Annotated in this window: 20 protein-coding genes and 1 pseudogene; 11 read left to right on the forward strand and 10 right to left on the reverse strand. The window is 65.1% G+C overall.

From position 1 onward, the window contains the following. Positions 1–52 precede the first annotated feature (52 nt). Positions 53–628: a cytochrome b gene (locus tag EB815_RS17030; protein ID WP_056571424.1), complete on the forward strand. Its 576-nt coding sequence runs from the start codon at positions 53–55 to the stop codon at positions 626–628. Positions 629–631: 3 nt separating this feature from the next. Here EB815_RS17030 and EB815_RS17035 read toward each other — a convergent pair whose 3' ends face one another. The 3 genes from EB815_RS17035 to EB815_RS17045 form a co-directional block, all read right to left on the reverse strand. Then, positions 632–1732 carry a serine hydrolase domain-containing protein gene (locus tag EB815_RS17035; protein ID WP_056572124.1) on the reverse strand — a complete coding sequence of 367 codons (1101 nt, stop codon included), beginning with the start codon at positions 1730–1732 and terminating at the stop codon, positions 632–634. Positions 1733–1816: 84 nt separating this feature from the next. Further along, positions 1817–3421 (reverse strand): ABC transporter substrate-binding protein, encoded by a 1605-nt coding sequence (locus EB815_RS17040; RefSeq protein WP_056571427.1) that lies wholly within the window; start codon positions 3419–3421, stop codon positions 1817–1819. 50 nt (positions 3422–3471) lie between these two features. Then, complete coding sequence (locus tag EB815_RS17045) at positions 3472–4605, reverse strand: NAD(P)/FAD-dependent oxidoreductase (RefSeq protein WP_056571430.1); 1134 nt, start codon at positions 4603–4605, stop codon at positions 3472–3474. 135 nt (positions 4606–4740) lie between these two features. Here EB815_RS17045 and EB815_RS17050 point away from each other — a divergent pair, with 135 nt between their 5' ends. Next, entirely contained in the window at positions 4741–5358 is a 618-nt protein-coding gene (locus EB815_RS17050; protein ID WP_056572126.1) for a helix-turn-helix domain-containing protein, read from the forward strand. A gap of 261 nt (positions 5359–5619) precedes the next feature. On the opposite strand, the gene gcvA is transcribed toward EB815_RS17050, so the two are convergent. Further along, complete coding sequence (gene gcvA / locus EB815_RS17055) at positions 5620–6519, reverse strand: transcriptional regulator GcvA (RefSeq protein WP_056571433.1); 900 nt, start codon at positions 6517–6519, stop codon at positions 5620–5622. Positions 6520–6646: 127 nt separating this feature from the next. On the opposite strand from gcvA, the gene EB815_RS17060 reads away from it, so the two are divergent. The 3 genes and pseudogenes from EB815_RS17060 to EB815_RS33970 all read left to right on the forward strand — a co-directional run bounded on the left by EB815_RS17060 (position 6647) and on the right by EB815_RS33970 (position 8653). Next, on the forward strand, positions 6647–7351 hold the full coding sequence (locus tag EB815_RS17060) for an SDR family oxidoreductase (protein ID WP_056572128.1): 705 nt from the start codon (positions 6647–6649) through the stop codon (positions 7349–7351). 380 nt (positions 7352–7731) lie between these two features. Continuing rightward, positions 7732–8130 (forward strand): annotated as a pseudogene (locus EB815_RS33965) (adenosine deaminase); the annotation flags it as partial. A gap of 70 nt (positions 8131–8200) precedes the next feature. Next, positions 8201–8653, forward strand: a complete 453-nt coding sequence (locus EB815_RS33970) for an adenosine deaminase family protein (RefSeq protein ID WP_274534576.1) — start codon at positions 8201–8203, stop codon at positions 8651–8653. A 7-nt stretch (positions 8654–8660) separates the two neighbouring features. Here the strand turns inward: EB815_RS33970 and EB815_RS17070 are convergent, their stop codons facing one another. Beyond that, complete coding sequence (locus EB815_RS17070; protein WP_081294908.1) at positions 8661–9947, reverse strand: cytochrome-c peroxidase; 1287 nt, start codon at positions 9945–9947, stop codon at positions 8661–8663. Positions 9948–10146: 199 nt separating this feature from the next. Between EB815_RS17070 and EB815_RS17075 the strand changes: the two genes are divergently transcribed. Then, positions 10147–11676: an acid phosphatase gene (locus EB815_RS17075; RefSeq protein WP_065005315.1), complete on the forward strand. Its 1530-nt coding sequence runs from the start codon at positions 10147–10149 to the stop codon at positions 11674–11676. A 123-nt stretch (positions 11677–11799) separates the two neighbouring features. On the opposite strand, the gene EB815_RS17080 is transcribed toward EB815_RS17075, so the two are convergent. Further along, positions 11800–12396 (reverse strand): DUF922 domain-containing Zn-dependent protease, encoded by a 597-nt coding sequence (locus tag EB815_RS17080; RefSeq protein ID WP_171883299.1) that lies wholly within the window; start codon positions 12394–12396, stop codon positions 11800–11802. Between the two features lie 105 nt (positions 12397–12501). Between EB815_RS17080 and EB815_RS17085 the strand changes: the two genes are divergently transcribed. Beyond that, entirely contained in the window at positions 12502–12999 is a 498-nt protein-coding gene (locus EB815_RS17085; RefSeq protein WP_244494081.1) for a hypothetical protein, read from the forward strand. Between the two features lie 242 nt (positions 13000–13241). On the opposite strand, the gene EB815_RS17090 is transcribed toward EB815_RS17085, so the two are convergent. Continuing rightward, positions 13242–14705, reverse strand: a complete 1464-nt coding sequence (locus EB815_RS17090; RefSeq protein ID WP_056571482.1) for a PLP-dependent aminotransferase family protein — start codon at positions 14703–14705, stop codon at positions 13242–13244. Between the two features lie 29 nt (positions 14706–14734). Between EB815_RS17090 and EB815_RS17095 the strand changes: the two genes are divergently transcribed. The 3 genes from EB815_RS17095 to EB815_RS17105 all read left to right on the forward strand — a co-directional run bounded on the left by EB815_RS17095 (position 14735) and on the right by EB815_RS17105 (position 17356). Continuing rightward, positions 14735–15463: a pyridoxamine 5'-phosphate oxidase family protein gene (locus EB815_RS17095; protein WP_056571485.1), complete on the forward strand. Its 729-nt coding sequence runs from the start codon at positions 14735–14737 to the stop codon at positions 15461–15463. A gap of 111 nt (positions 15464–15574) precedes the next feature. Continuing rightward, on the forward strand, positions 15575–16027 hold the full coding sequence (locus EB815_RS17100; protein WP_056571488.1) for a GNAT family N-acetyltransferase: 453 nt from the start codon (positions 15575–15577) through the stop codon (positions 16025–16027). A 159-nt stretch (positions 16028–16186) separates the two neighbouring features. Beyond that, entirely contained in the window at positions 16187–17356 is a 1170-nt protein-coding gene (locus tag EB815_RS17105; RefSeq protein WP_171883357.1) for a PLP-dependent aminotransferase family protein, read from the forward strand. A 116-nt stretch (positions 17357–17472) separates the two neighbouring features. On the opposite strand, the gene EB815_RS17110 is transcribed toward EB815_RS17105, so the two are convergent. The 3 genes from EB815_RS17110 to EB815_RS17120 all read right to left on the reverse strand — a co-directional run bounded on the left by EB815_RS17110 (position 17473) and on the right by EB815_RS17120 (position 19304). Beyond that, positions 17473–18075 (reverse strand): general stress protein, encoded by a 603-nt coding sequence (locus EB815_RS17110; protein ID WP_056571493.1) that lies wholly within the window; start codon positions 18073–18075, stop codon positions 17473–17475. A 26-nt stretch (positions 18076–18101) separates the two neighbouring features. Further along, the gene (locus EB815_RS17115) at positions 18102–18851 is read right to left on the reverse strand and encodes a DUF4142 domain-containing protein (protein ID WP_056571496.1); all 750 of its coding nucleotides are present in this window, start codon (positions 18849–18851) and stop codon (positions 18102–18104) included. Positions 18852–19043: 192 nt separating this feature from the next. After that, the gene (locus EB815_RS17120) at positions 19044–19304 is read right to left on the reverse strand and encodes a hypothetical protein (RefSeq protein WP_056571499.1); all 261 of its coding nucleotides are present in this window, start codon (positions 19302–19304) and stop codon (positions 19044–19046) included. 387 nt (positions 19305–19691) lie between these two features. Here EB815_RS17120 and EB815_RS17125 point away from each other — a divergent pair, with 387 nt between their 5' ends. Continuing rightward, positions 19692–20651: an AraC family transcriptional regulator gene (locus EB815_RS17125; RefSeq protein WP_056571501.1), complete on the forward strand. Its 960-nt coding sequence runs from the start codon at positions 19692–19694 to the stop codon at positions 20649–20651. Positions 20652–20796: the final 145 nt, after the last annotated feature.

The raw sequence follows: 20796 nt of genomic DNA on the forward strand, positions 1-20796 counted from the left end.
AGTTCGGAGAGGGGTGCGGGAGGAACGTGTCCAACTGTTTGGGAACTCTCGCATGTCGCTGTCCGGTACTACAACCCGCTACGGAGGCCTTGCCCAGGCATTGCACTGGCTGACGGCAGTGCTCGTGCTCATTGCCTTCCTGGTTTCGGCAGGTGGTCCTGCCGAGCGCGTCTATTCAGCGGCCAGGGCCTCGACGCTGCTGGTTCATGAATCGCTGGGCTTCGCCGTTTTCTGGCTGTTGGTCATCCGCCTTGTCTGGCGACTGTTCGACCGCATTCCCGATGCCCCGGCCATGCCAGCCTGGATGGAGGTCGCTTCGAAGGCAACGCATTGGGCGCTCTACGCACTGCTTTTCGCGATCCCGGTGACCGCCATGCTCGGCGCCTGGTTCGGAGGTCACCCCGTGACGGTCTACGGCCTGGGAGCAATCGGCCCGTTTTCAGGCACTTGGGGTGCTCCGCTGGCGGAAATCCATGGCACGCTTGGCGATATCATCATGTGGCTTGCCGGCCTGCATGCGGCCGCGGCCATCTTCCATCACGTCTTTCTTCGCGATCGCGTGCTCAGCCAGATGCTGCCTGGCTTGCCCGATCCGTCCTCCGGTTTCGGGCGCCAGGCGCGGCCCTGACGCTTACTCGAGAATGATCCGGATCGCCTGATCGACCACCGGATGCAGGCCGCTGGCCTGGAAGGAGAGGCGGTTGCCGGAGCCGACATTGCTGGTCATGGCGATGGTGAGATCCGTTTCCGGATCGTGCAGCATGACGGCGACATAGCCCGGAATGCTGCCCTGGTGGCCGTAGAAGGCGCGGTCGGCATAGGCGCTCTGGAACATGCCGGCGCCGGTTTCGCGCATGCGTGTGCCGGGAAAGCTCGCCGGCACGCGGTGTTCGAACATCTCCGCGAAGAAGGGCGGCGACAGCAGCCCGCCGGAAAACAGGCCGCGCATGAAGCCCACCATGTCGGTCGGGGTCGACACCATGTCGCCGCAGCCATAGGCGGCCTCGAAGGGGAAGGAATCGGAGGAATCCTGCAAGGCGTCGGAATAGGGCAGCACGCCGTCCATGCGCCACATCTCGGCGCCCGAGGCGATGTCGGCCGGCGCGTCCGGCGCCGGCGGCGGCCGGTGGTAATAGCCGCGGACCATCGATTTTTCCGGAAAGGCCTCGGTCGCCGGCGACCAGGTGGTTTTCAGGCCGAGCGGCTGCAGGATCGCGCTTCTGACATAGGCGCCCAGCGACTGGCCGGTGACGGCCTCGATCACCATGCCGGCCAGCACATAGCCGGTGTTGTTGTAGACAGCCGGACCGCCCGGGGCCTTCTGCTTGTCGGAGGCGAAGGCGATGTCGACCAGCTGCCGAGGCGTCCACCGTCGGCTCGGGTCCATCGGAATGTAATATTCGAATTCCGGCAGCCCGCTGCGATGGTTGATCAGCTGGCGCACCGAGATGTCTTTCGCGCCCGGCAGGTCCGGGAACCAGGCGGAGATCGGCGCGCCGAGGTCGAGCTTGCCGGTCTCGGCGAGCTTGACCAGTGCCGCCGCGACGAAGGTCTTGGTGCAGCTGCCGATCTTGAACAGTTGGTCCGGTGTGACGCCGGCGCCGCTTTGCCGGTCGGAAAGCCCCGATGCGAGGGCGGTCGGCGTCGCGCCGTTTCGCGCATAGGCCAGCGAGGCGCCTACCGCGCCATCGGCGAGGTAGCTGTCGAGGAGGGCGGTCAAGTTTTCACGCATCGATTCTGCTTTCGCCGCTAAATTGCTGGTTTCATGGATGTCGTGGTCCATCCAGCCGAGGGATGGACCAGGAGGAGCCGGGCCTTACTCCGCTATGTCGACCGCGGCGAAATTCTGCCGGCCGAAGGGGTCGAGCACGTAGTTGAGCACGCTCTTGCGGATCGGGATCGCCACCATGGAATGGGCGATCGGCGCCACCGGCACCTCCACCTTCAGGATGGCCTGCGCCTTGCCGTAGATCGCGGCGCGTTCCTTCGGGTCGGCGGCGACGCGGCCTTCGTCAAGCAGTTTCTCGAAATCCTTGTCGCACCAGCGCGAGCGGTTCGAACCGCCCTTCACGCCGTCACAGGACAGGAGGTAGCTCAGCATGTTGTCGGGATCGCCATTGTCGCTGCTGCCGCCGAGCAGGAAGGTGTCCTGCTCGCCCGCGGCGGTGCGCTTGAGATATTCGCCCCATTCGAAGCTGACGATCTCCGACTGGACACCGACCTTGGCCCAGTCGGCCTGGATCATCTCGGCCATGCGCTTGGCGTTGGGATTGTAGGGGCGCGACACCGGCATCGCCCACAGGCTGATCTTCAGCCCGCTTTCGTGGCCGGCTTCCTTCAGCAGCTTCTTGGCGCCGTCGGGATCATAGTCGATGCCGGCATCGGTGACGGCACCGAGCTGCGCCGGCGGCACGACGCTGCCGGCCACCGTGCCCGCGCCGGCATAGACGGCCTCGACGATCGCCTTGCGGTCGATGGCCTTGGCCAGCGCGGTGCGCACGCGCGCATCACCCAGCGGCTGGTGTTCGACATTGAAGCCGAGAATGCCGATGTTCTGGCCCTTGAGATCGAGCACCGTGATGTCGGGATCGGTGCGCAGCTCGGCCACCGCGCTCGGCGGCGGCGGCGCGGCGACCTGGCATTCATTGGCCTTGATGCGCTCGACGCGGGTGGTCGGCTCGGGCGTGATGGCGAAGACCAGCGTCTCGATCTTCGGCGCGCCGCGCCAGTAATCCTTGTTGGCGGTGTAGCGGACCTGGCTGTCGGGCACATAGGCCTCGAGCATGAACGGGCCGGTGCCTACCGGCTGGCTGTCGATCAGCTCCGGCGTGCCGGCCGCCACCATCTTCTCGGTCTGCTCCAGCGACAGGATCGAGAGATAGTCGAGCGCCAGCCCGGCCAGGAAGGTGACGTTGGCTGCTGTCAGCGTGAAGCGCACAGTGTAGTCGTCGACCTTGTCGATCTTCTCGATGAGCGTGCCCATGCCCAGCGCGTTGAAGTACTCGTAAGTGCCGCCGCCGAGCTTGTGGTAGGGATTGTTGGCATCGCGCTGGCGGTTGAAGGTGTAGAGCACGTCGTCGGCGTTGAAATCACGCGTCGGGGTGAAATGCTCGTTCGACTGGAACTTCACGCCGTGGCGCAGGTGGAACGTGTAGGTCTTGCCGTCCGGCGAGACATCCCAGCTCTCGGCAAGCGCCGGCCCGACCTCCGTCGTGCCCGGCTTGAACTCGACCAGCCGGTTGAAGATCGTCTTGGCGGCGGCGTCCATGGTGGAATCGGCGATGCCGATCGCCGGGTTGAAGGTCTCCGGATTGGCTTCCGAACAATAGACCAGTGTCTTGGCGTAGGCCTGCCCGCCGAGAAGGACGGACGAGGCCAGAAGGGTCGAGGCAAGCACGGCGCGCAGAACGGTGGATTTCATCGCAAACGCTCCTGATGACAGTTTCGGGGGTTGAGGGAAGGGCATGAACTTCATGGCGTTGCCGCCGGGACAAGGAAGCGGTCGGGCGCCAGCGCCGCGGCGCTGACGCCAAGCGCTGTGACATCCGCCGGCAAGGGCTGGCCGCGCATCAGCGCCGAGCTTAGCCTGGCCAGCGTCAGCGACACCTGGAAGCCGTAGCCGCCCTGGCCGCCGAGCCAGAAGAAGCCGGGCAGGCGCGGGTCGAAGCCGGCGACCGGGGTTCGGTCGGGCGCGAAGGTGCGCAGGCCCGCCCACGGCGTCGAGGGCCGGCCGATGCGCATCGACGTCGCCTGCTCGATGCGGTCGACAGCGATGGCGATGTCGATGTCTTCGGGCCAGGCGTCGCAAGGCTCGGAGTCCGTTTCGTCGGCGAGCGAGCCGATCAGCCTGCCGGCATCGGGCTTGAAGTAGAATTGTTCGTGCAAGTCGACCACCAGCGGCCAGCCGGCAATGTCGGTGCCCGCGGGCGGGTCGAACAGGAAGGCGGTGCGCCGTTTGGGCTGGAAGCCAAGGCCGGAGAGCCCGGCAAGGCCGGCGACGACATCGACCCAGGCGCCGGCGGCATTGACGACGATGTCGGCCCGATGCTCGCCGGCACTGGTGGTGATGCGGAAGCCGTCTCCGGCATGGGCGATCTCGCGGACTTCCTCGCCGGTGCGGATGATGCCGCCGCTGGACTTCAGCGCCGAGGCGCTTGACCCCAGCATCTTGCCCGTGTCGACATCAACCGCGTCCGGCTCATAGACGCCGCCGCAGGTGGCCTCCGTGGCAATGACCGGAACCAGGGCGTGGAGTTTGGCCGCGGAGAGGCGGCGCACACTCGGCACAAGCGCCTGCAATTCGCCGGCCAGCCGGTCTATCGCCGCGTCGTCGCCGCGCCAGCCGACATGCAGGGCGCCACGCCGGTGGGCGACGAACCCGCCCTCGACGATGGCCTCCCGGCTGGCCAGCGTCAGCCCGCGCACCACCCGGTTGCCATAGGTCTCGGTGAACAGGGCTGCGGAGCGGCCGCTGGCATGGTAGCCCAGATGCGGCTCACGCTCGATGACGGTGACTTCCGCCCAGTCCCGCACGGCCGCGGCCAGCGACAGGCCGGCAATGCCACCACCGATGACGACGATTTTTTTGGAAGACTTCGACTGCATCCGCCAGTCGTAAAAATGTTTTCGTATCCAGTCAATATTTAGCGTATAAGAAAATTGTTGATGTTGTTGATGGCGGCGGGGCGTTCGACTACCTAGAGCAAGCGAGCGACGGATGGCCGCGCCATGGAGCTGATGATGTCGGAGCAACCGAACCTCGGTGATTGTCTGCGTGCGCTGAGAAAAGCGCATGGCTGGACCTTGCAGGAGGTCAGCACGCTCACCGGCGTCGCGGTGTCGACGCTGTCCAAGGTCGAGAACGACCAGATGTCGCTGAGCTACGACAAGCTCCTGCAGATCTGCGAGGGGCTCGGCATCCATGTCACGGAACTGCTCAGCGGCGACCGCAAGCAGCCGGCGTCGCGCACCCGCCGCTCGGTGACGTCACCGGCCAACACGCTGCGCCAGCTGACCCGCAACTACGACTATCGCTATCTGGCCACCGACCTGGTGCGCAAGCGCATGGTGCCGATCCGCGCCTATGCGCGGGCCCGCACGCCGCAGGAATTCGGCCCTCTGACCAGGCATGCCGGCGAGGAATTCCTGATCGTGCTCAAGGGCGAGATCGAACTGCACACCGACCAGTACGCGCCGGTGCGGCTCAAGGAGGGCGACAGCGTCTACATCGATTCCACCATGGGCCACGCCTATCTCTCGGTGGGCGAAGGCGACGCCGAGATGCTGTGCGTGTGTTCCGGCGACGAGCCCGACATGGAAGGTACGCTGTTGAGCGTGCTGGAGACCGTGGAGGGGTAGGGGCGGGAAGGCTCGAGTTCCATTACCGGATGCCAGCGCTGCCCCTCACCTGCCTGCCGGCATCCTCTCTCCGTATAGTGACGGGGAGAGGGACGCTGTCGTGAATGATTTCGCCAATCGCCAACGTTGCAGTGAAGGCGCCGACGTTACGATCCGCTCTTTCTCCCCGTCACTATACGGGGAGAAATGCCCGGCAGGGCAATGAGGGGCGGCGCTGGCTTAGGCGGTTGACGCACGACCGGTTCGTATTCGTCACGACGTTCATGAGAACGCCCGATCCCCCGCATCGAGCAGCCATTGCCGCACGGCCTGCGTCGGCTCGGGATGGCGCTGTTTTCTCGGCATGACGACATAGAAATCCTGCGTGCCCCGCATCTCGCCGCGGACTGGCTGGATCAGCCGGCCGGCGGCGAGGTCGGCGGCGACGAGGAAGCGGCTGGCCAGCGCTATGCCCTGGCCGGCGATGGCCGCGTCGATGGCGAGCCCGGTCTGGTTGAAGCGCATGCGTTTCAACTCGGTCGTCATCTTCAGGCCGACCGCCTTTTCCATGAATTCCGGCCATAGATTGTGCGCGTCGTGCAGAAGAAGGTGATGCTGGATTTCGGTCGCCGCGATTTCGGTTGTGCCGGCCGGCAGCAGGGCCGGGCTGCAGACGGCGATGATCTGCTGGGGAAACAACAGGTCGACGATCAGGCCGGGGCCGAAGGGGGCGCGGCCCTGCCGCACCGCGATGTCGACGCCGTCGGCCTGGAAGCTCGACAGGCTTTCGCTGGCCAGCACGCGCAGGTCGACCAGCGGATTGTCGGCCATGAAGTCCTGCAGCCTGGGGATCAGCCATTTGGTGGCGAAGCTCGGCGTCACGCTGATCGTCAGCCGCGCCGGTTCGGGGCGCAGAAGCAAGGTTGCTTCCGAGATCAGGTCGAAGGCGCGGCGGATGTTGGGGACATAGGCGCGGCCCTCATCGGTCAGCGCCAGGCCGCGTGGCAGCCGTTCGAACAGTTTCGTGCCGAGCTCGGCCTCCAGCCCGCGAATGTGCTGGGCGACCGCACCTTGGGTGACGTTCAACTCCTCGGCGGCGATGCGGAAGTTGAGATGGCGCGCCGAGGCCTCGAAGGCGCGCAGCGCATTCAGCGGCGGCAGGCTCAGGAAGGCTTCGGGCATGCAGGAGTTTTTCTACTGGTTGATTTCAGGCATTCTGGTTCGAACCGAGCGGAAAAACCAGCTATATCAGCGCCCGGATCCCGAAAACACCGTTTGCGGCTCCCGCCAACCCGAAGAGGAAAATCCAATGAGTGTAGAAAAAGTGGCTGTGGTCGTGGCCGGCGGCAGCGGCATGGGGGCGGCGGCGGCCAAGCGGCTGGCGGCGGATGGGTTCAAGGTCGCCATCCTGTCCTCGTCGGGCAAGGGCGAGGCGCTGGCCAAGGAATTGGGCGGGCTTGGCGTCACCGGCTCCAACCAGTCGAATGAGGATCTGCAGCGCCTCGCCGACCTGACGCTGGAGCGTTTTGGCCGCATCGACGTGCTGGTCAACAGCGGCGGCCACGGCCCGCGTGCGCCGATCCTGGAGATCACGGACGAGCAATGGCACACCGGCATGGATGTCTATCTGCTCAACGTGATCAGGCCGGTGCGCATCGTGGCGCCGCAGATGGTCAAGCAGAAGGGCGGCGCCATCATCAACATCTCGACCGCCTGGGTGGCCGAGCCGAATGCGATGTTCCCGACGTCGGCCGTGTTCCGGGCCGGCCTTGCCGCCTACACCAAGATCTTCGCCAACACCTACGCCGCCGACAATGTGCGCATGAACAATGTGCTGCCCGGCTGGATCGACAGCCTGCCGGCCACCGAGGAGCGCCGCGACAACGTGCCGATGCAACGCTACGGCACATCGGAGGAAATCGCCGCGACCATCGCGTTCCTGGCTTCGGACGGTGCGGGCTACATCACCGGCCAGAACATTCGGGTGGATGGGGGTGTCATCAGGGCGCTGTGAGCTTGGGTTCGATCGGCTACGCCATGCACACATCTTCCGTGACTGGCGTGACTGATCGGCCCGAGGCTTGATTGGCACGCGGTTCCCCCAATCCGTCGCTGCTTCGCAGCGCCACCTTTCCCCCCTCCGGAGGGAAAGGAAGGGAGCTTTGCCGGACGAGCGTTGTGCGTAGACCAAGCGGGGCGAGGAGTCAGTTTCTGGCAGGCGCCGCCAATCTCGCGGCCCTTGCGCAGTTCTTTCAATCATTTCTTGAAACCGACAGCGACCGTTTCATGGTTTGATGGTGCCGGCCAAGAGGGGGGGCGTCATTGACCGACTTCATCGGACTGCCGAAAGCCGAAGTGCACATCCATATCGAGGGCTGCTTCGAGGCCGACGATGTGATCCGGAACTGCGAGGAAGCCGGCATTCCGCTGCGGGCGCCGCGCGACAGGCTCTTCGAAGCCCACGACCTCAAGAGCTTCCTCGAGATGCTCGACTGGCTATGCGGGACATTCCGCACGCGCGAGCAGCTCGCCACCACGGCCTACAAATTCGCGCAACGGATGGGCCGAAGCGGCGTGCGCTACGCCGACGTCATCGTCAACCCGACCCACTGGCCGCACTGGCACAAGGATATTCCGGGGATGATCGACGCGTTCGACGCGGGCTTCGCGGCCGCCGAACAGGATGGGCACCCCCCGGCCGGGCTTTGCGTCAGCCTGCTGCGCACCCAGTCGGCGGCGGAAGCGATCGAGCTGGTGGAGTTGCTGAGCGACATCAGGCACAGGCGCGTGGTTGCCTTCTCGATCGACGGAAACGAAGCGGCGGCCGGGCGCACCGGCCCGCGCTTCGCCGAGGCGTTTCGCCGTGCCGGCGCGGGCGGGTTTGCGGCGCACGGTTCACGCCGGCGAGTCGAGCGGGCCCGAAGGCGTTCGCGACGCAATCGAACTGCTGGGAGCCGACCGCATCGACCACGGCGTGCGGGCGATCGAGGATCCGGACCTTGTCGACTTGCTGGCGCAAAGACGGATTCCGCTCGGCATCTGCCCGGTCTCCAATCTGGCGCTTGGCGTCTATCCCTCGCTGGCGCAACATCCGCTTGACGCCCTGCGCAAGGCCGGGGTCCCGGTCTCGATCAACACCGACGATCCGGCGCTGCTCGACACCACGCTTGAAGCATCCTACGCCGCTTGCGCCGAGGCCTTCGCCTGGGACGACGAAACCATCCGCCAGCTTGCCGCGACATCGGTGCAGGCGAGCTACGCCGACCCCGCGATGAAGGCAGGGATCCTGGCCGATCTGGCGGCCTGGCGGAGCTAGCAAGGGTTCAGTTCGCGGGCACTGTCCCGGCCTGCTGATCGGCGTCCGTCAGCGTCTGCAGAAACGCGACGATATCGTCGATTTCGGCGTCATTCAGCGCAGGCTTGTCGCCTGGCTTCTTGCCGTTGAAGGGCGGATCCTGATTCAAGTTCGGCCAGTAAGCCTTTGGCAGATCATCATATTGCCTGACCGTGCCATCGGCAGTCCTGGGATACCAATGGCCGGGATCGGTGTCGCGGCTGGCGTAGAAGGCGACCGCGTCGCGCAGCGTGTGGAAGGCGCCGTTGTGGAAGAAGCTCTTGCGCAGCGCGACGTTGCGCAGGGTCGGCGTCTTGAACAGGCCGCAATATTCGGTCCGGCCCTTGAAGTCGGTGCGCAGCGGGCCGCACAGGCCGAGATCGACATAGTCGGGATCGGCATTGGCGGGAATTGCCGCGTTGCGCGGCACGGCGATGGCGATCAGGCCGAAATCGGTGAATTGCGGCGGCTCGCCGTCATTGGCGGGTTCGCTGAGATGGCAGCTGGCGCAATTGCCCTTGGCCTCGTCCTCGAACAGCGCGCGGCCGCGCAGCTCCTGCGCCGTGAGCTCAGCCTTGCCGGCGAGGAAGGCGTCGTAGCGGCTGGAATAGGGATAGAAATCGGGCGCACTCTGCTCGAACGTGCCGAGCGCCTCGGCGGCGGCGTCGAAAGCATCGTCCGGGTGGTCGAACACGTCGTCGCCAAAGGCCGCCTTGAACTCGCCGGCATAGGCTGATTTGCGCAGGGCTGATGTGACGGCGGCCCCGTCTTTGTTGGCCATCTCGAAAGGCGAGAGCAGGGGGATTTTCGCCTGGTCCTTGCCATGGTCGGCCCGGCCGTCCCAGGTCAGGCCGCCGGTCGGGCCATTGTCGACGCTCTCGTCGCCCTCGTCCTCGGAATCGTAGAAATGCTCGGTGAAGGCGGGCGCCGCCTGCAAATAGCGCAGCGACGGCACGGCGCGCACGCCTGGTTGGTCGAGGTTTGGACCGCCCATCTCGACCGGCTTGGCCGAGGCCGGGCCGAAGGCGTGACGCTGGTCGTGGCAGGACGAGCAGGCCTGCCTGCCCGAGGCGGACAGGGCCGGATCGAAGAACATTTTTCGGCCAAGCGCCATGAGTGCCTGCGCCCGCGCGAAGGCATCGGCACGCGACAGCGGGCCGGGGTGGACGCTGCCGGATCCGGCATGGACAAGGGTTTGCGGCCAGGCGAGGGCAAGGCCGAACAACGAGGCGGCAGCGGCCGCGATCATCAGGCGTTTGCCTCGTCCCGTCGTCATCGCTTCCCGGTCCATTTCGCTCCGCAGTTAGGGTCGCACTGCAACGGATTGATGACTGCTCCCGTTCTTCACGAAACCGTGTTCGCGGGCGAGGCAAGTGTCACAAAGGTGACAAGGCATCGACGTAGCTCTTTGCATGCGCGGCCTCCGGCCATGCACGACGCCTCTAGCCATTCCCCTTAGCCATGAGGACTCCTTGATGCGGCCCTTCAGTTCGCTTTTCCTGGCCTCCACCGCCCTGGCATCGGTCGCTGGCGCTGCCAACGCCGCCCCTCCCGGCTACGACAAGATCGACACCGTCGTCGTCATCTATGCCGAAAACCGCAGCTTCGATAATCTTTATGGCGGCTTCCCCGGCGCCAATGGGCTGGCCAATGTCTCGGCCGACCAGGCGCGCCAGCTCGACCGCGACGGCAAGCCGCTTTCAGAACTGCCGCCGGCCTGGGGCGGGCTGACCGCCAAGGGCGTGACGCCTGTTGTGACCGAGGCGCAGTCGGCGCATCTCGGCAACGCCAGCTTCGCCATAGACGACGCCAGCGGCTTCAACGAGAAGACCTCCGTCGTCACGCGCGACCTCTGGCACCGGTTCTACCAGGAGCAGATGCAGATCGATGACGGCCGGAACGACAAGTTCGCCGCCTGGGCCGATTCCGGCGGTCTTGTCATGGGCCATTATGACGGCTCCAGCCTGCCGATGTGGGCGGTGGCGAAGAAATACGTGCTGGCCGACAATTTCTTCCAGGGCGCCTTTGGTGGTTCCTTCCTCAACCATTTCCAGCTCGCCTGCGCCTGCGTCCCGGTCTATCCAAACGCCGATACCAGCCCGGTGAAGGCCCAGATCGCCGTCGTCGAGGCCGATGGCAAGACACTCAAGGTCGCCGACAACTCGCCGCCCTCCGCCCTTGGCGGCGTGCCGAAATTCGTCAATGACGGCGCCATCACGCCCGACTTCCATGTCGTCAACACCATGCAGCCACCCTACCAGCCCAGCGCCAACAAGCCGGCCGAGGGCGGCGACAAGGCGCTGGCCGACCCGGCGCAGCCGACGACGCTGCCGCCGCAGCACGATATCACCATCGGCGACCTCCTTTCGCTGCGGGGGATCGACTGGGCCTGGTATGCCGGCGCCTGGCAGGCCACGCTCGACGGCAAGAACGCGACGCCGGTGCCGAACTTCCAGTTCCATCACCAGCCGTTCAACTATTTCGCCGCCTATGCGCCGGGCACCGCCGCGCGTACCGCGCATCTCAGGGATGGCGGTCTCGACGGCTCCGAATTCATCAAGGCGATCGACGACGGCAAGCTGCCTTCTGTCAGCTTCTACAAGCCGCAGGGCAATCTCAACGAGCACAGCGGTTATGCCGATGTGACATCGGGCGACCAGCATCTGGCCGACCTCGTCGCGCATCTGGAGAAGAGCCCGCAATGGAGCCACATGCTGGTGGTCGTCACCTATGACGAGAATGGCGGCTTCTGGGACCATGTCGCGCCGCCCAAAGCCGACCGCTGGGGCCCGGGCAACCGCGTCCCGGCCTTCATCATCTCGCCCTACGCCAAGATGGGCACGGTCGACCACACGCAATACGACACGACGTCGATCCTGCGCTTCATCACCGCGCGCTACGACCTGCCGGTGCTGCCGGGCATCGTCGCCCGCGACAAGGCGCTGCGCAACAACGACCAGCCGCCGATGGGGGATTTGAGCGCCGCGCTTGATCTGGGCCGGTAGGGCGGCGGGCCGAGCGGCCCTCGATCGACGGGGAAGAGGAAAGGCGCGAGTTTGCCACGGTGGCGACCGCGCCATGGCGTCGGGGCTGGGGGGCCGGACCTGATGGAGCCGCGATGATGGCGCTCAGCCGCCATTCACCAAGGCTAGCACAAGCTTCTGCAGATTGCCGCCCTGGCCGAACTCGACGCGGTCGAAATCCCGGCTGCCCTGTATCCTCGCCTTCGAGATCGCATCGAGCCGCTTGACCACTTCGGCCCTGGTCTTGCTGCATTTGGGGTCATCGGCGACGGTCAGGCCGTCTGTCGCGGCTTCGATGTCATGCACCATTTTTATCATGCTGGCGCCATGCACCTTCTCATGGGCGCTGACGCCGGCGATGAACACTTCCCAGTTCTTCTGGACGGCCGGCGGCAGCGGGGCGGATGGGCTTGGCAAGGTGTAGGTGATGATCAGTTTCGGCTTCCCCGCCGTCAGCACGCAATCCTTGCCCCTGGGCGTGTAGTCCCGGACCCCCCAGGTCAGCTTGAAATTGGTGTAGGCGATGGCGCGGGTAATGCCGACATTGGGTCCGTTCTCGCCGATCGACCGGTAGAGCTCCAGCCCGGACTGGCCCGAAATGGCGTAGGTCTCGACCTTCTCGACCGGCTTCCACTCGGCATGGGCGGTGGGCGGCAAGGCCACCAGGGCGGCCAGCAGAAGACACAGGCGAACTCTCGACACAACACTCTCCAAAACGACCCGAACGGCCGTGCCGCGACAGGCGATGCCACGGGATCGCTTTTCCTATATGCTGGCCGCGGGTGCTGCAATTGTCAGGGGGAATTCATGAAAGCAGGACATCTCGTCGTCGCCGGTGCCTTGGCCGCGCTGCAGGCCGCGCAGCCGGCCTTTGCCGCGTCGTGCAGCGGCTGGAGCGCGAAGATGGAGGAAGACGAAGGCGGCAAGGTGCTGACCGCCTCGGTCTGCGGCGGGCCGAAGGGCGACGCGCAACTGATGCTGACCTGTTTCGAAACGCCGGTGCTGAGCTACGATCTGGGCGCCGGCGGCCAGCAGACGGAGCCCGGAATCAGCGGCGCGTTCGACTTCGAGGCCGACGGCAAGACGGTGACCAAGACGCTGCAGCTCGAGGAAATGTACGGTTATTTCGTGGTCAATCTGGCCAAGGCCGATCCGCTGCTCGACCTGCTGCGCTCGAAGGGGGATGTGTCGGTCAGTGCCGCCAAATATGGCCCGATCAGCTTTCCGCTGAAGGGCTCGAGCGGGGCCATAGGCAAGGTGCTGGCGCAGTGCGGCAAGGCCAAGCCCGCGGCGGATGGGGATTGATGAGGCGGTACCCGCGCCTTTGTCATCCTAGGGCGAAGCAAGGAGCGAAGCGACGCGGCGCAGACCCTAGGATCCATGCCGTGAGGTCTGCCAAAAATTCAACGGAATCAGGATGTTCTCCCGACGCATTGCCGTTGTTCGATGCCGAGTGGTAGTGCTCTATCCTGAACCGCTTTGACCGTCACAGGTGTCGCGGCATGGATCCTAGGGTCTCCGCGACGGAGCTTCGCTCCTGCTTCGCCCTAGGATGACGAAGCGAGAGAATGCCCCATCACCCCGCCCAACCTTACCGTCGCCGCCATCAACTCCTCATCCGAGAACCCGGAAAAGCCCAGCACCAGCCCGTGCTTCGGCGCGCCGTTGATGAACATCGCGGACAGCGCCCGCGCGCCGACGCCCACCGCTTTTGCGGCTTCGACGATGGCGGTGTCAGGGCCAGCGCCCCGCAGCATCGCCATCAGATGCAGTCCCTGTTCGGGCACCGTCACATCGAGCGCATCGCCGCAATGCGCTTCGAGGCCCGCCACCAGCACATCGCGCGCGGCTTGCACCCGGCGGCGCACGCGTCTGAGATGGGCGGCGAAGTGGCCTTCGTTCAACAGGTCGGTCAGCGCGCCTTCGGCCAGTGTCGAGGGATAGCGGTCGGAGCGGGCCCTGACCGCCATCACGGCATCGAGCAGCGGTTCCGGCACCACGACATAGCCGATGCGCAGGCCGGGGAAGAGCACTTTGGAGAAGGTGCCGAGATAGGCGACGCGGTTGGCGCCGTCCATGCCTTGCAGCGAGGTTAGCGGCGGGCCGGCATAGCGGAACTCGCTGTCGTAATCGTCCTCGATGATCCAGGCATCGTTGCGCCGCGCCCAGTCGAGCAGGGCGAGGCGCCGGCGCATCGTCATCGTCACGCCGAGCGGATATTGGTGCGAGGGCGTGACATAGGCCGCGCGCGCTTTTGGGCACAGGCTTTCGCCGATTTCGGGATCGAGCCCTTCGCTGTCCACCGGCACGGCGACAATCCTGGCCCCACTGCCGGCCAGCACGGCGTGCGCCATGGGATAGCAGGGGTTTTCCAGCCAGACGGCGTCGCCGGGGCGAAGCGCGGCACGCGCCAGCAGGTCGAGCCCCTGCTGCGTGCCCGAGGTCAGCACGATCTGGCCGGCGTCGCAGCGCACGCCGCGCGCGGTTCGCAGATAGGTTGATATCGCGGTGCGTAGCGCGACGCCGCCGCGCGGATCGCCATAGCGGAAATGTTCGGGGCCGGGGCGGGCGAGGTGGCGCGACAACAGGATGCGGAACAGGTTGAGCGTGCGCGGGTCGGACACCGCGACGCCAAGGCCGCAAGGCAACGATGTGGCGGCATCGATCTCGGGCGGACGCGCCTTGGCCAGTGTTGTCGGCAGATAGGGTACATCGCGCGCGACGAAAGTGCCGGCGCCGACCTTGGCGACGGCAAAGCCTTCCGAGATCAGCATTTCGAAACAGGCGACCGCCGCCGAGCGCGACAGGCCGAAGCGCCGGGCGAGGTCGCGGGTGGTCGGCAGCTTGGCGCCGGCGGCCAGCGCGCCGGTCTCGATCAGCTGCCTGAGCGCGGCGTAAAGCTCGCGGCTGCGCGGGCCGTCGCCGGGCAGAACCGGGATCAGCGCTGACCAATCCGGTGGATTGGTCTGAGTTTTATTGCCTTGATTGGTTCTTTTATCGACCAATGCCATGGCGCATGGTTGGCAAACAATAGTTGAGGATGCAAGCCGTGAACGATGTTGCCGCCAGCTTTCCGACCACCAGCCGCAACCGGGTCAAGCGCCTGCGTGAGCGCGGCAGCTACGACCATGCGGCCGTTTTCGCGGTGCTCGATGCCGGGCTGCTGTGCCACGTCGCCTACACGTTCGACGGCCAGCCCTATTGCACGCCGACCATCCACTGGCGCGAGGGTGATTGGATTTACTGGCACGGCTCGTCGGCCAGCCGCATGCTGCGCCAGTTGCGCGGCGGCACGCCGGCCTGTCTCACCGTGTCGCATCTCGACGGGCTGGTGCTGGCGCGCACCGGCTTCAACCATTCCGCCAACTACCGCTCGGCCATGTGCTTCGGCACCGCACGCATCGTCGATGACCCGGAAGAGAAGATGAAGGCACTGGCCGGCGTCGTCGACCGCTTCTATCCGGGCCGCAGCGAAACCTTGCGGCCGATCTCGGCGCAGGAGGCCAAGGCGACGACGGTGATCGGCATGCGCATCGAGGAAGCGTCCGCCAAGGTGCGCGCCAAGGGTGTCGGCGATGACGAGGAGGATTACGGCCATCCCGTCTGGGCGGGCGTCATCCCGGTGCGCATGGTGATCGGCGCGGCCGAGCCGTGCCCAAGGATCCTGCCCGGCATCGAGCGGCCGGAGAACCTGGCTGGATATGCCGAGGGCGAGAGGCTGGACGCGGCGTTGACGCATGCGCAGAGGGTGTATGAGGGCGAGGCATAACCTGCGAGGTTGGCAGCGCCGGCCTTGCCAGTCTACCCACTATCAGTCTCGCACCCAAAGGCTCGGTCTCGATCTATTGCCGCCGCCACCGCCTCGCGCTATCCCGGCGCCATGATCACCTTCCGCAAGGCGCAAGCCTCCGATCTTCCCGCCATCGTCGCCATGCTGGCCGACGATCCGCTGGGCGCCGCCCGTGAGGATGCCTCCTTGCCGCTGGCGCAAGGCTATGTCGATGCCTTCAAAGCCATCGACGCCGATCCAAACCAGTTGCTGGCGGTGGCCGTGGATGGCGTGGAGGTGATCGGCACGTTGCAGATCACCTTTCTTGCCGGACTTTCACGCAAGGGCGCCTGGCGCGGGCGGATCGAGGCGGTGCGGATCGCCGGCCATCGCCGCTCGGGCGGCATCGGCCGGCGGATGTTCGAATGGGCGATCGACCGGTGCCGGGCGCGCGGCTGCGGTCTCGTGCAACTGACCACCGACAAGGGGCGGGCGGACGCGCACCGTTTCTATGAAAGCCTCGGCTTCACGGGCAGCCATATTGGCTACAAGAAGAGCCTTTAGGGCAATTCCGCGGTGACTGGCGTATACCGCCAGGCTTTCAGGCACTATTCAAATTGCCTGGCAAAGCGGATATAGGTCAGCCAAGTTGACCTATATACGAAACGTCCGGGGAGGCGTGACTTGACCCTTTTGAACCTCTTGGCTTCGCGCTCGTCGCGCATGAAGGCCTCCGAAATCCGCGAGCTGCTGAAGCTGCTCGACCAGCCTGATATCATCTCCTTCGCCGGCGGCATTCCCGATCCGGCGCTGTTTCCGGCCGAGGCGATCCGCGATGCCTATGCCGAGGTGCTGGGTGGCGGGGAGGCCGGCGCGGCGCTGCAGTACCAGGTCTCGGAAGGCTATCTGCCGTTGCGGCGCTGGATCGCCGGGCGGATGGGGAAGCTCGGCGTCGCCTGCGACGAGGCCAACATCTTCATCACCTCCGGCTCGCAGCAGGCGCTGGACTATCTGGGCAAGCTCTTCCTGTCGCCGGGCGACACTGCGCTGGTGACATGGCCGACCTATCTCGGCGCGCTGCAGGCTTTCAACGCCTATGAGCCGCGCTATGACCGGCTGCGGCCCGAAGGCGGCAACATGACGCCGGATGCCTATCGCGCGGCGGCGGCGGCAAATGGCGGCAAGGTCAAGTTCGCCTATCTGGTTCCCGATTTCGCCAACCCGACCGGCAACACGCTGGACCGGCAGCAGCGCGAGGCGGTGCTCGACCTTGCCGGCGAACTCGACATCGCCGTCATCGAGGACGCCGCCTATCGCGCGCTGCGCTATGACGGCGAGGGCGTCCCGCCGATCCTGGCGCTCGATTGCGCGCGCTCCGGCGGCATCGACAAGGCGCGCACGCTCTATTGCGGTTCGTTCTCGAAAATCCTGTCGCCCGGCATGCGCGTTGGCTGGGTCTGCGCGCCGCGCCATGTGGTCGAAAAGCTGGTGCTGATGAAGCAGGCCTCCGACCTGCACAGCCCCTCGATCAACCAGCTCGTCATGCACCGCGTCGCCGAATCCGTGTTCGACGGCCAGGTCGAAAAACTCATCGGCGCCTATCGCGAGCGTCGCGATGGTCTGCTCGGCGCGCTGGAAGCCAACATGCCCAAGGGCGTGACCTGGAGCCGCCCGGAGGGCGGCATGTTCGTCTGGGCGACCCTGCCGGAAGGGATCGATGCAACCGAACTGCTTGCGCGGTCGGTGAAGGAGGCGCGCGTCGCCTTTGTGCCCGGCAATGCCTTTTATGCCGACGGCACCGGACGCAACACGCTGCGGCTGTCCTTCACCCTGGCCGACCGCCGCGCGGTGACCGAGGGCATTCCAAGGCTGGCGGCGCTGCTGAAAGGATAGGCTTAGGGAGCTTCGCCGCCGAAATGACGATGCGGCAGCGAAGCTTCCGGAGCGGTTCACCGTTTCGTGGAGACGGCTAACCGCCCCAACTCTTTATGTCCTGGAATTGCTCGAGGTCAGATGCGGTTCACGTCACGAGCTCGGTCGCGTCCGATTTCGTTCGAACGGTGATTCTCCGCATCGGCGTCAAAGCCGGTCCAACCTTCAGCCTCGTATTCACCGCGCCGTTCTTCCAGGTTCACGGAATTGGCCTGCCCGAGAATCCTTTCAGCCTCGGGCACGAACTGGTCATCGACCTTGGCCGTGACCAATGTGCCGCCACGGCGCACGCCCTCGGCGTAGACATGTGCATCGGTTTCAGACACGCCGGAATCGGTCAGCGCGCCGACGATGCCACCCGCGGCCCCGCCAACCACGGCACCTCCCACCGCGCCGACCGCGGTGGCCGCCAACCATCCAGCCGCCACCACCGGGCCGACGCCCGGAATGGCCATGAGGCCAAGTCCAGCCAGCAGCCCGCCGGCTCCGCCGATCGCGGCTCCCAGTCCAGCACCGCCCGCGGCATCATCCGCGACCTTGGAGCCGTCATTTTCGTGCCGGTTGTCCGCGTTGTTGGCGACGATGCTGATGTCGGAATGCGGAATGCCCGTGGCTTCCAGTTCGCCAACGGCATCGGAAGCGTCGTCATAATTGTCGAATAGTCCGGTTACGGTTTTCATGTGCTTGATCTCCTCGATTTTCGGATTCAGTTGGTGCCGGCAACGACGTTGCCCTTGTAGTCCAGCGCAACGGTGGTGTTCTTGCCGCCCTTGCTCGCTTGTCCGCGCCAGATGCCCTGGTCGTCCTTGGTCAGCTTCGAGACATCCGAGAAACCGGCGGCCTGGATCCGGTCCTTTGCCTGGTCTTCGGTGAAGCTGTTCGCGCCGGATAGCGGAGGGGCCTGCTCAGGCTTGTCGCCGACCGTGACCTTGGGCGTCTGCGAACTTGATGACTGGGTGCCCGAGGTCGCCGCGATCTTTTCGATCATCTCCTGGTGCATCTTGAGTGTCGGCAAAGTCTGCCCGGCGAACGTCTTCAGCTCGGCGTTGTCGCCGTCCTTGGCGTAGCTCTCGAACAGCTTCACGGCATCGGTGTGCGCGTCGCGCTGCATCTGGACGTAGGGGCCGTCGACCGGATCCTTGCCGTTCTTCAGGGTGTCGACATCACTCTTGTGCTTGGCGTCCAGTTCCTTGGGAACCGTCAGCTTCTGCTCGCCGGCGATCGTCTCAAGCTTGGCATTGGCCGCGCCGTGATCGTCGATCATCTTACGCGCAAAATCCTTGACGCTCTGATCCTGCGATCTGGTCTCGGCGATCTTGCTCGAATCCACTTCGAACATCGCACCGTTCGCTGCCTTGTCGACAAAGTCTTGGGCGCTGTCGGCAGCAAAGGCTGGCAGCGCGAAAGCCATAGTTGTGGCTGTGGCCAGTGTGGCCATAAGAAGGCGAGTTTTCATCGGGAAGGTCCTTGTTTATGCACTTATGTGCTGAGGACTTAATCTGCGCCCGAGCGCTTTGTTCCCAGGGATAAGCGATAAAGCGATGTCGCCATGACAAGAAAGTCGGTTCCCTGACTTTGCGACCAGCGAAGAAACTTGAAGCGGCTGCGCGGAGACACGTATCGGCGCTCGGCTTGTGGACGTGCCCCGCTACGCCGGGACGCCGATCAGGAGCTTGATCTTCGAAAGCCTGGCGCGCGCCAGCTTGCGGATCGATTTCTCGAACCCTTCCTTGCCGCTTTCAATAACGAAGACCAATGTCTTGAAGTCCAGCATGAACTCGTCCACCGCCGCTGCGATCTCCTGCGACCTGCCCGTGAAGCGGCGCAGCAAAGCGGCCGCTTCTTCGATACTGTCGCCGCCGGCACTGTCGAGGAGTGCTTCGAGCCTCTGAAAACTGTCCAATGCCATTCCTCCCTGACCGCGCCACAAAACCTGGTCAGCGGTGGAAGGTTCCGCCTCGGAACGGTCCCGCGAAAAGAAATCGCTTTCGTTCCGATCCGGTGGTTTGACAACCGGTGCGACACATACATTTCGGGAAGATCGGCGAAAGGCGCAAGTACGGGCTCAACCACCGCGAGTGTACGAAGGTGATGCGGCGGAGATGATTCCCGCGCTCCTGTATATTTCAGCTTGTTTTGAAATTTCGAACGCCAGTTTTGGCAATATCGGCTGAATTCTTGACCGGGACGGCAATGAAATTGTCGTGCAAGGCACAAATATCGCCAACTCTGGACAAGACGCGAGCAATTTTCATACGCTGCATTTCCTAGAAGGCGTGGGAAGGGCCGGTTATTTTTGAAAAAGAACGTCTTCTCGTCGGTCGACCTGCCCTCACATCTCGACGATCAAGCACGGTTCGCGCTCTGGCAGGATATCCATGTCGCGGAGATCTGGTCGGTCGAATATGCCATCTCGGCCAATCGGCCGTTCGCCGCGGCCATCGAGGCGACGGCGGTCGGGCCGCTGGTGCTGGGGCAGATGGCCGGAACGATCCAGCATGCCAGCCGCAAGGCCCGCAACATCGCCGATGACGGCCGCGACGGTTATCTCCTCCTGATCAACAATGGCGATACCAGGCTGAGCGGCGCCCAGGCCGGCCGCGATTACAGCGTCGGCAAAAACGAGGCCGCGCTGGTCTCGGCCTCGGAAGCGCTGGAAATGAGCGGCGGCGACAGCAATGTGTGGGCCAACATCGTCGTCCCGCGCGAGATACTGGAGAATGCCTTCGCCCGTGTCGAGGATCGGCTGGCACTGACCGTCGCGGCCGACAATGAGGCGCTCGGCATGCTCAGGCGGTATTGCAGCTTCCTGGCGGCGGGCCCGGCCCTGGTCTCGCCCAACCTTGTCACCCATGCCACCGAAACCATCGTCGACCTGATCGGCCTGGTGACCGGCGCCAAGGGCGATCCCGCCGAACTCGCCGGCATGCGCGGCCTGCGCGCGGCGAGGCTGCAGGCCATACTGGACAAGATCCGCGACAATTTCGCCGATCCCGCCATCTCGGCCCAGCAGGTCGCCCAGCAGTTGCGGCTTTCCGTGCGCTATGTCCACGACCTCCTGCACGAGACCGGGGCGAGCTTCGCCGAGCGCATTCTCGAATTGCGCCTGCAGAGGGCCCACCGCATGCTTGGCGACCGGCGCAACGACCGCATGCGCATCAGCGAGATCGCGCTGCTGAGCGGTTTTTCCGACGTCTCCTATTTCAACCGCTGCTTCCGCCGCCGCTTCGGCTCGACGCCGAGCTGCGCCAGGTAAGGCAAACGGCTTTCCCCGGGAATAGTCGGGGCGGTTCGCCGTCGCCGTGAGACGCTCTACCGCAATCGGACGATCCGGTCTGATCCGGCCGGTGCGGAACCACACCGGGCAGGAAAGCATCACGGCACGCCCGAAGACAAGTCCG

This window comes from Mesorhizobium loti (assembly GCF_013170705.1).
GTDB lineage: Bacteria > Pseudomonadota > Alphaproteobacteria > Rhizobiales > Rhizobiaceae > Mesorhizobium > Mesorhizobium loti_D.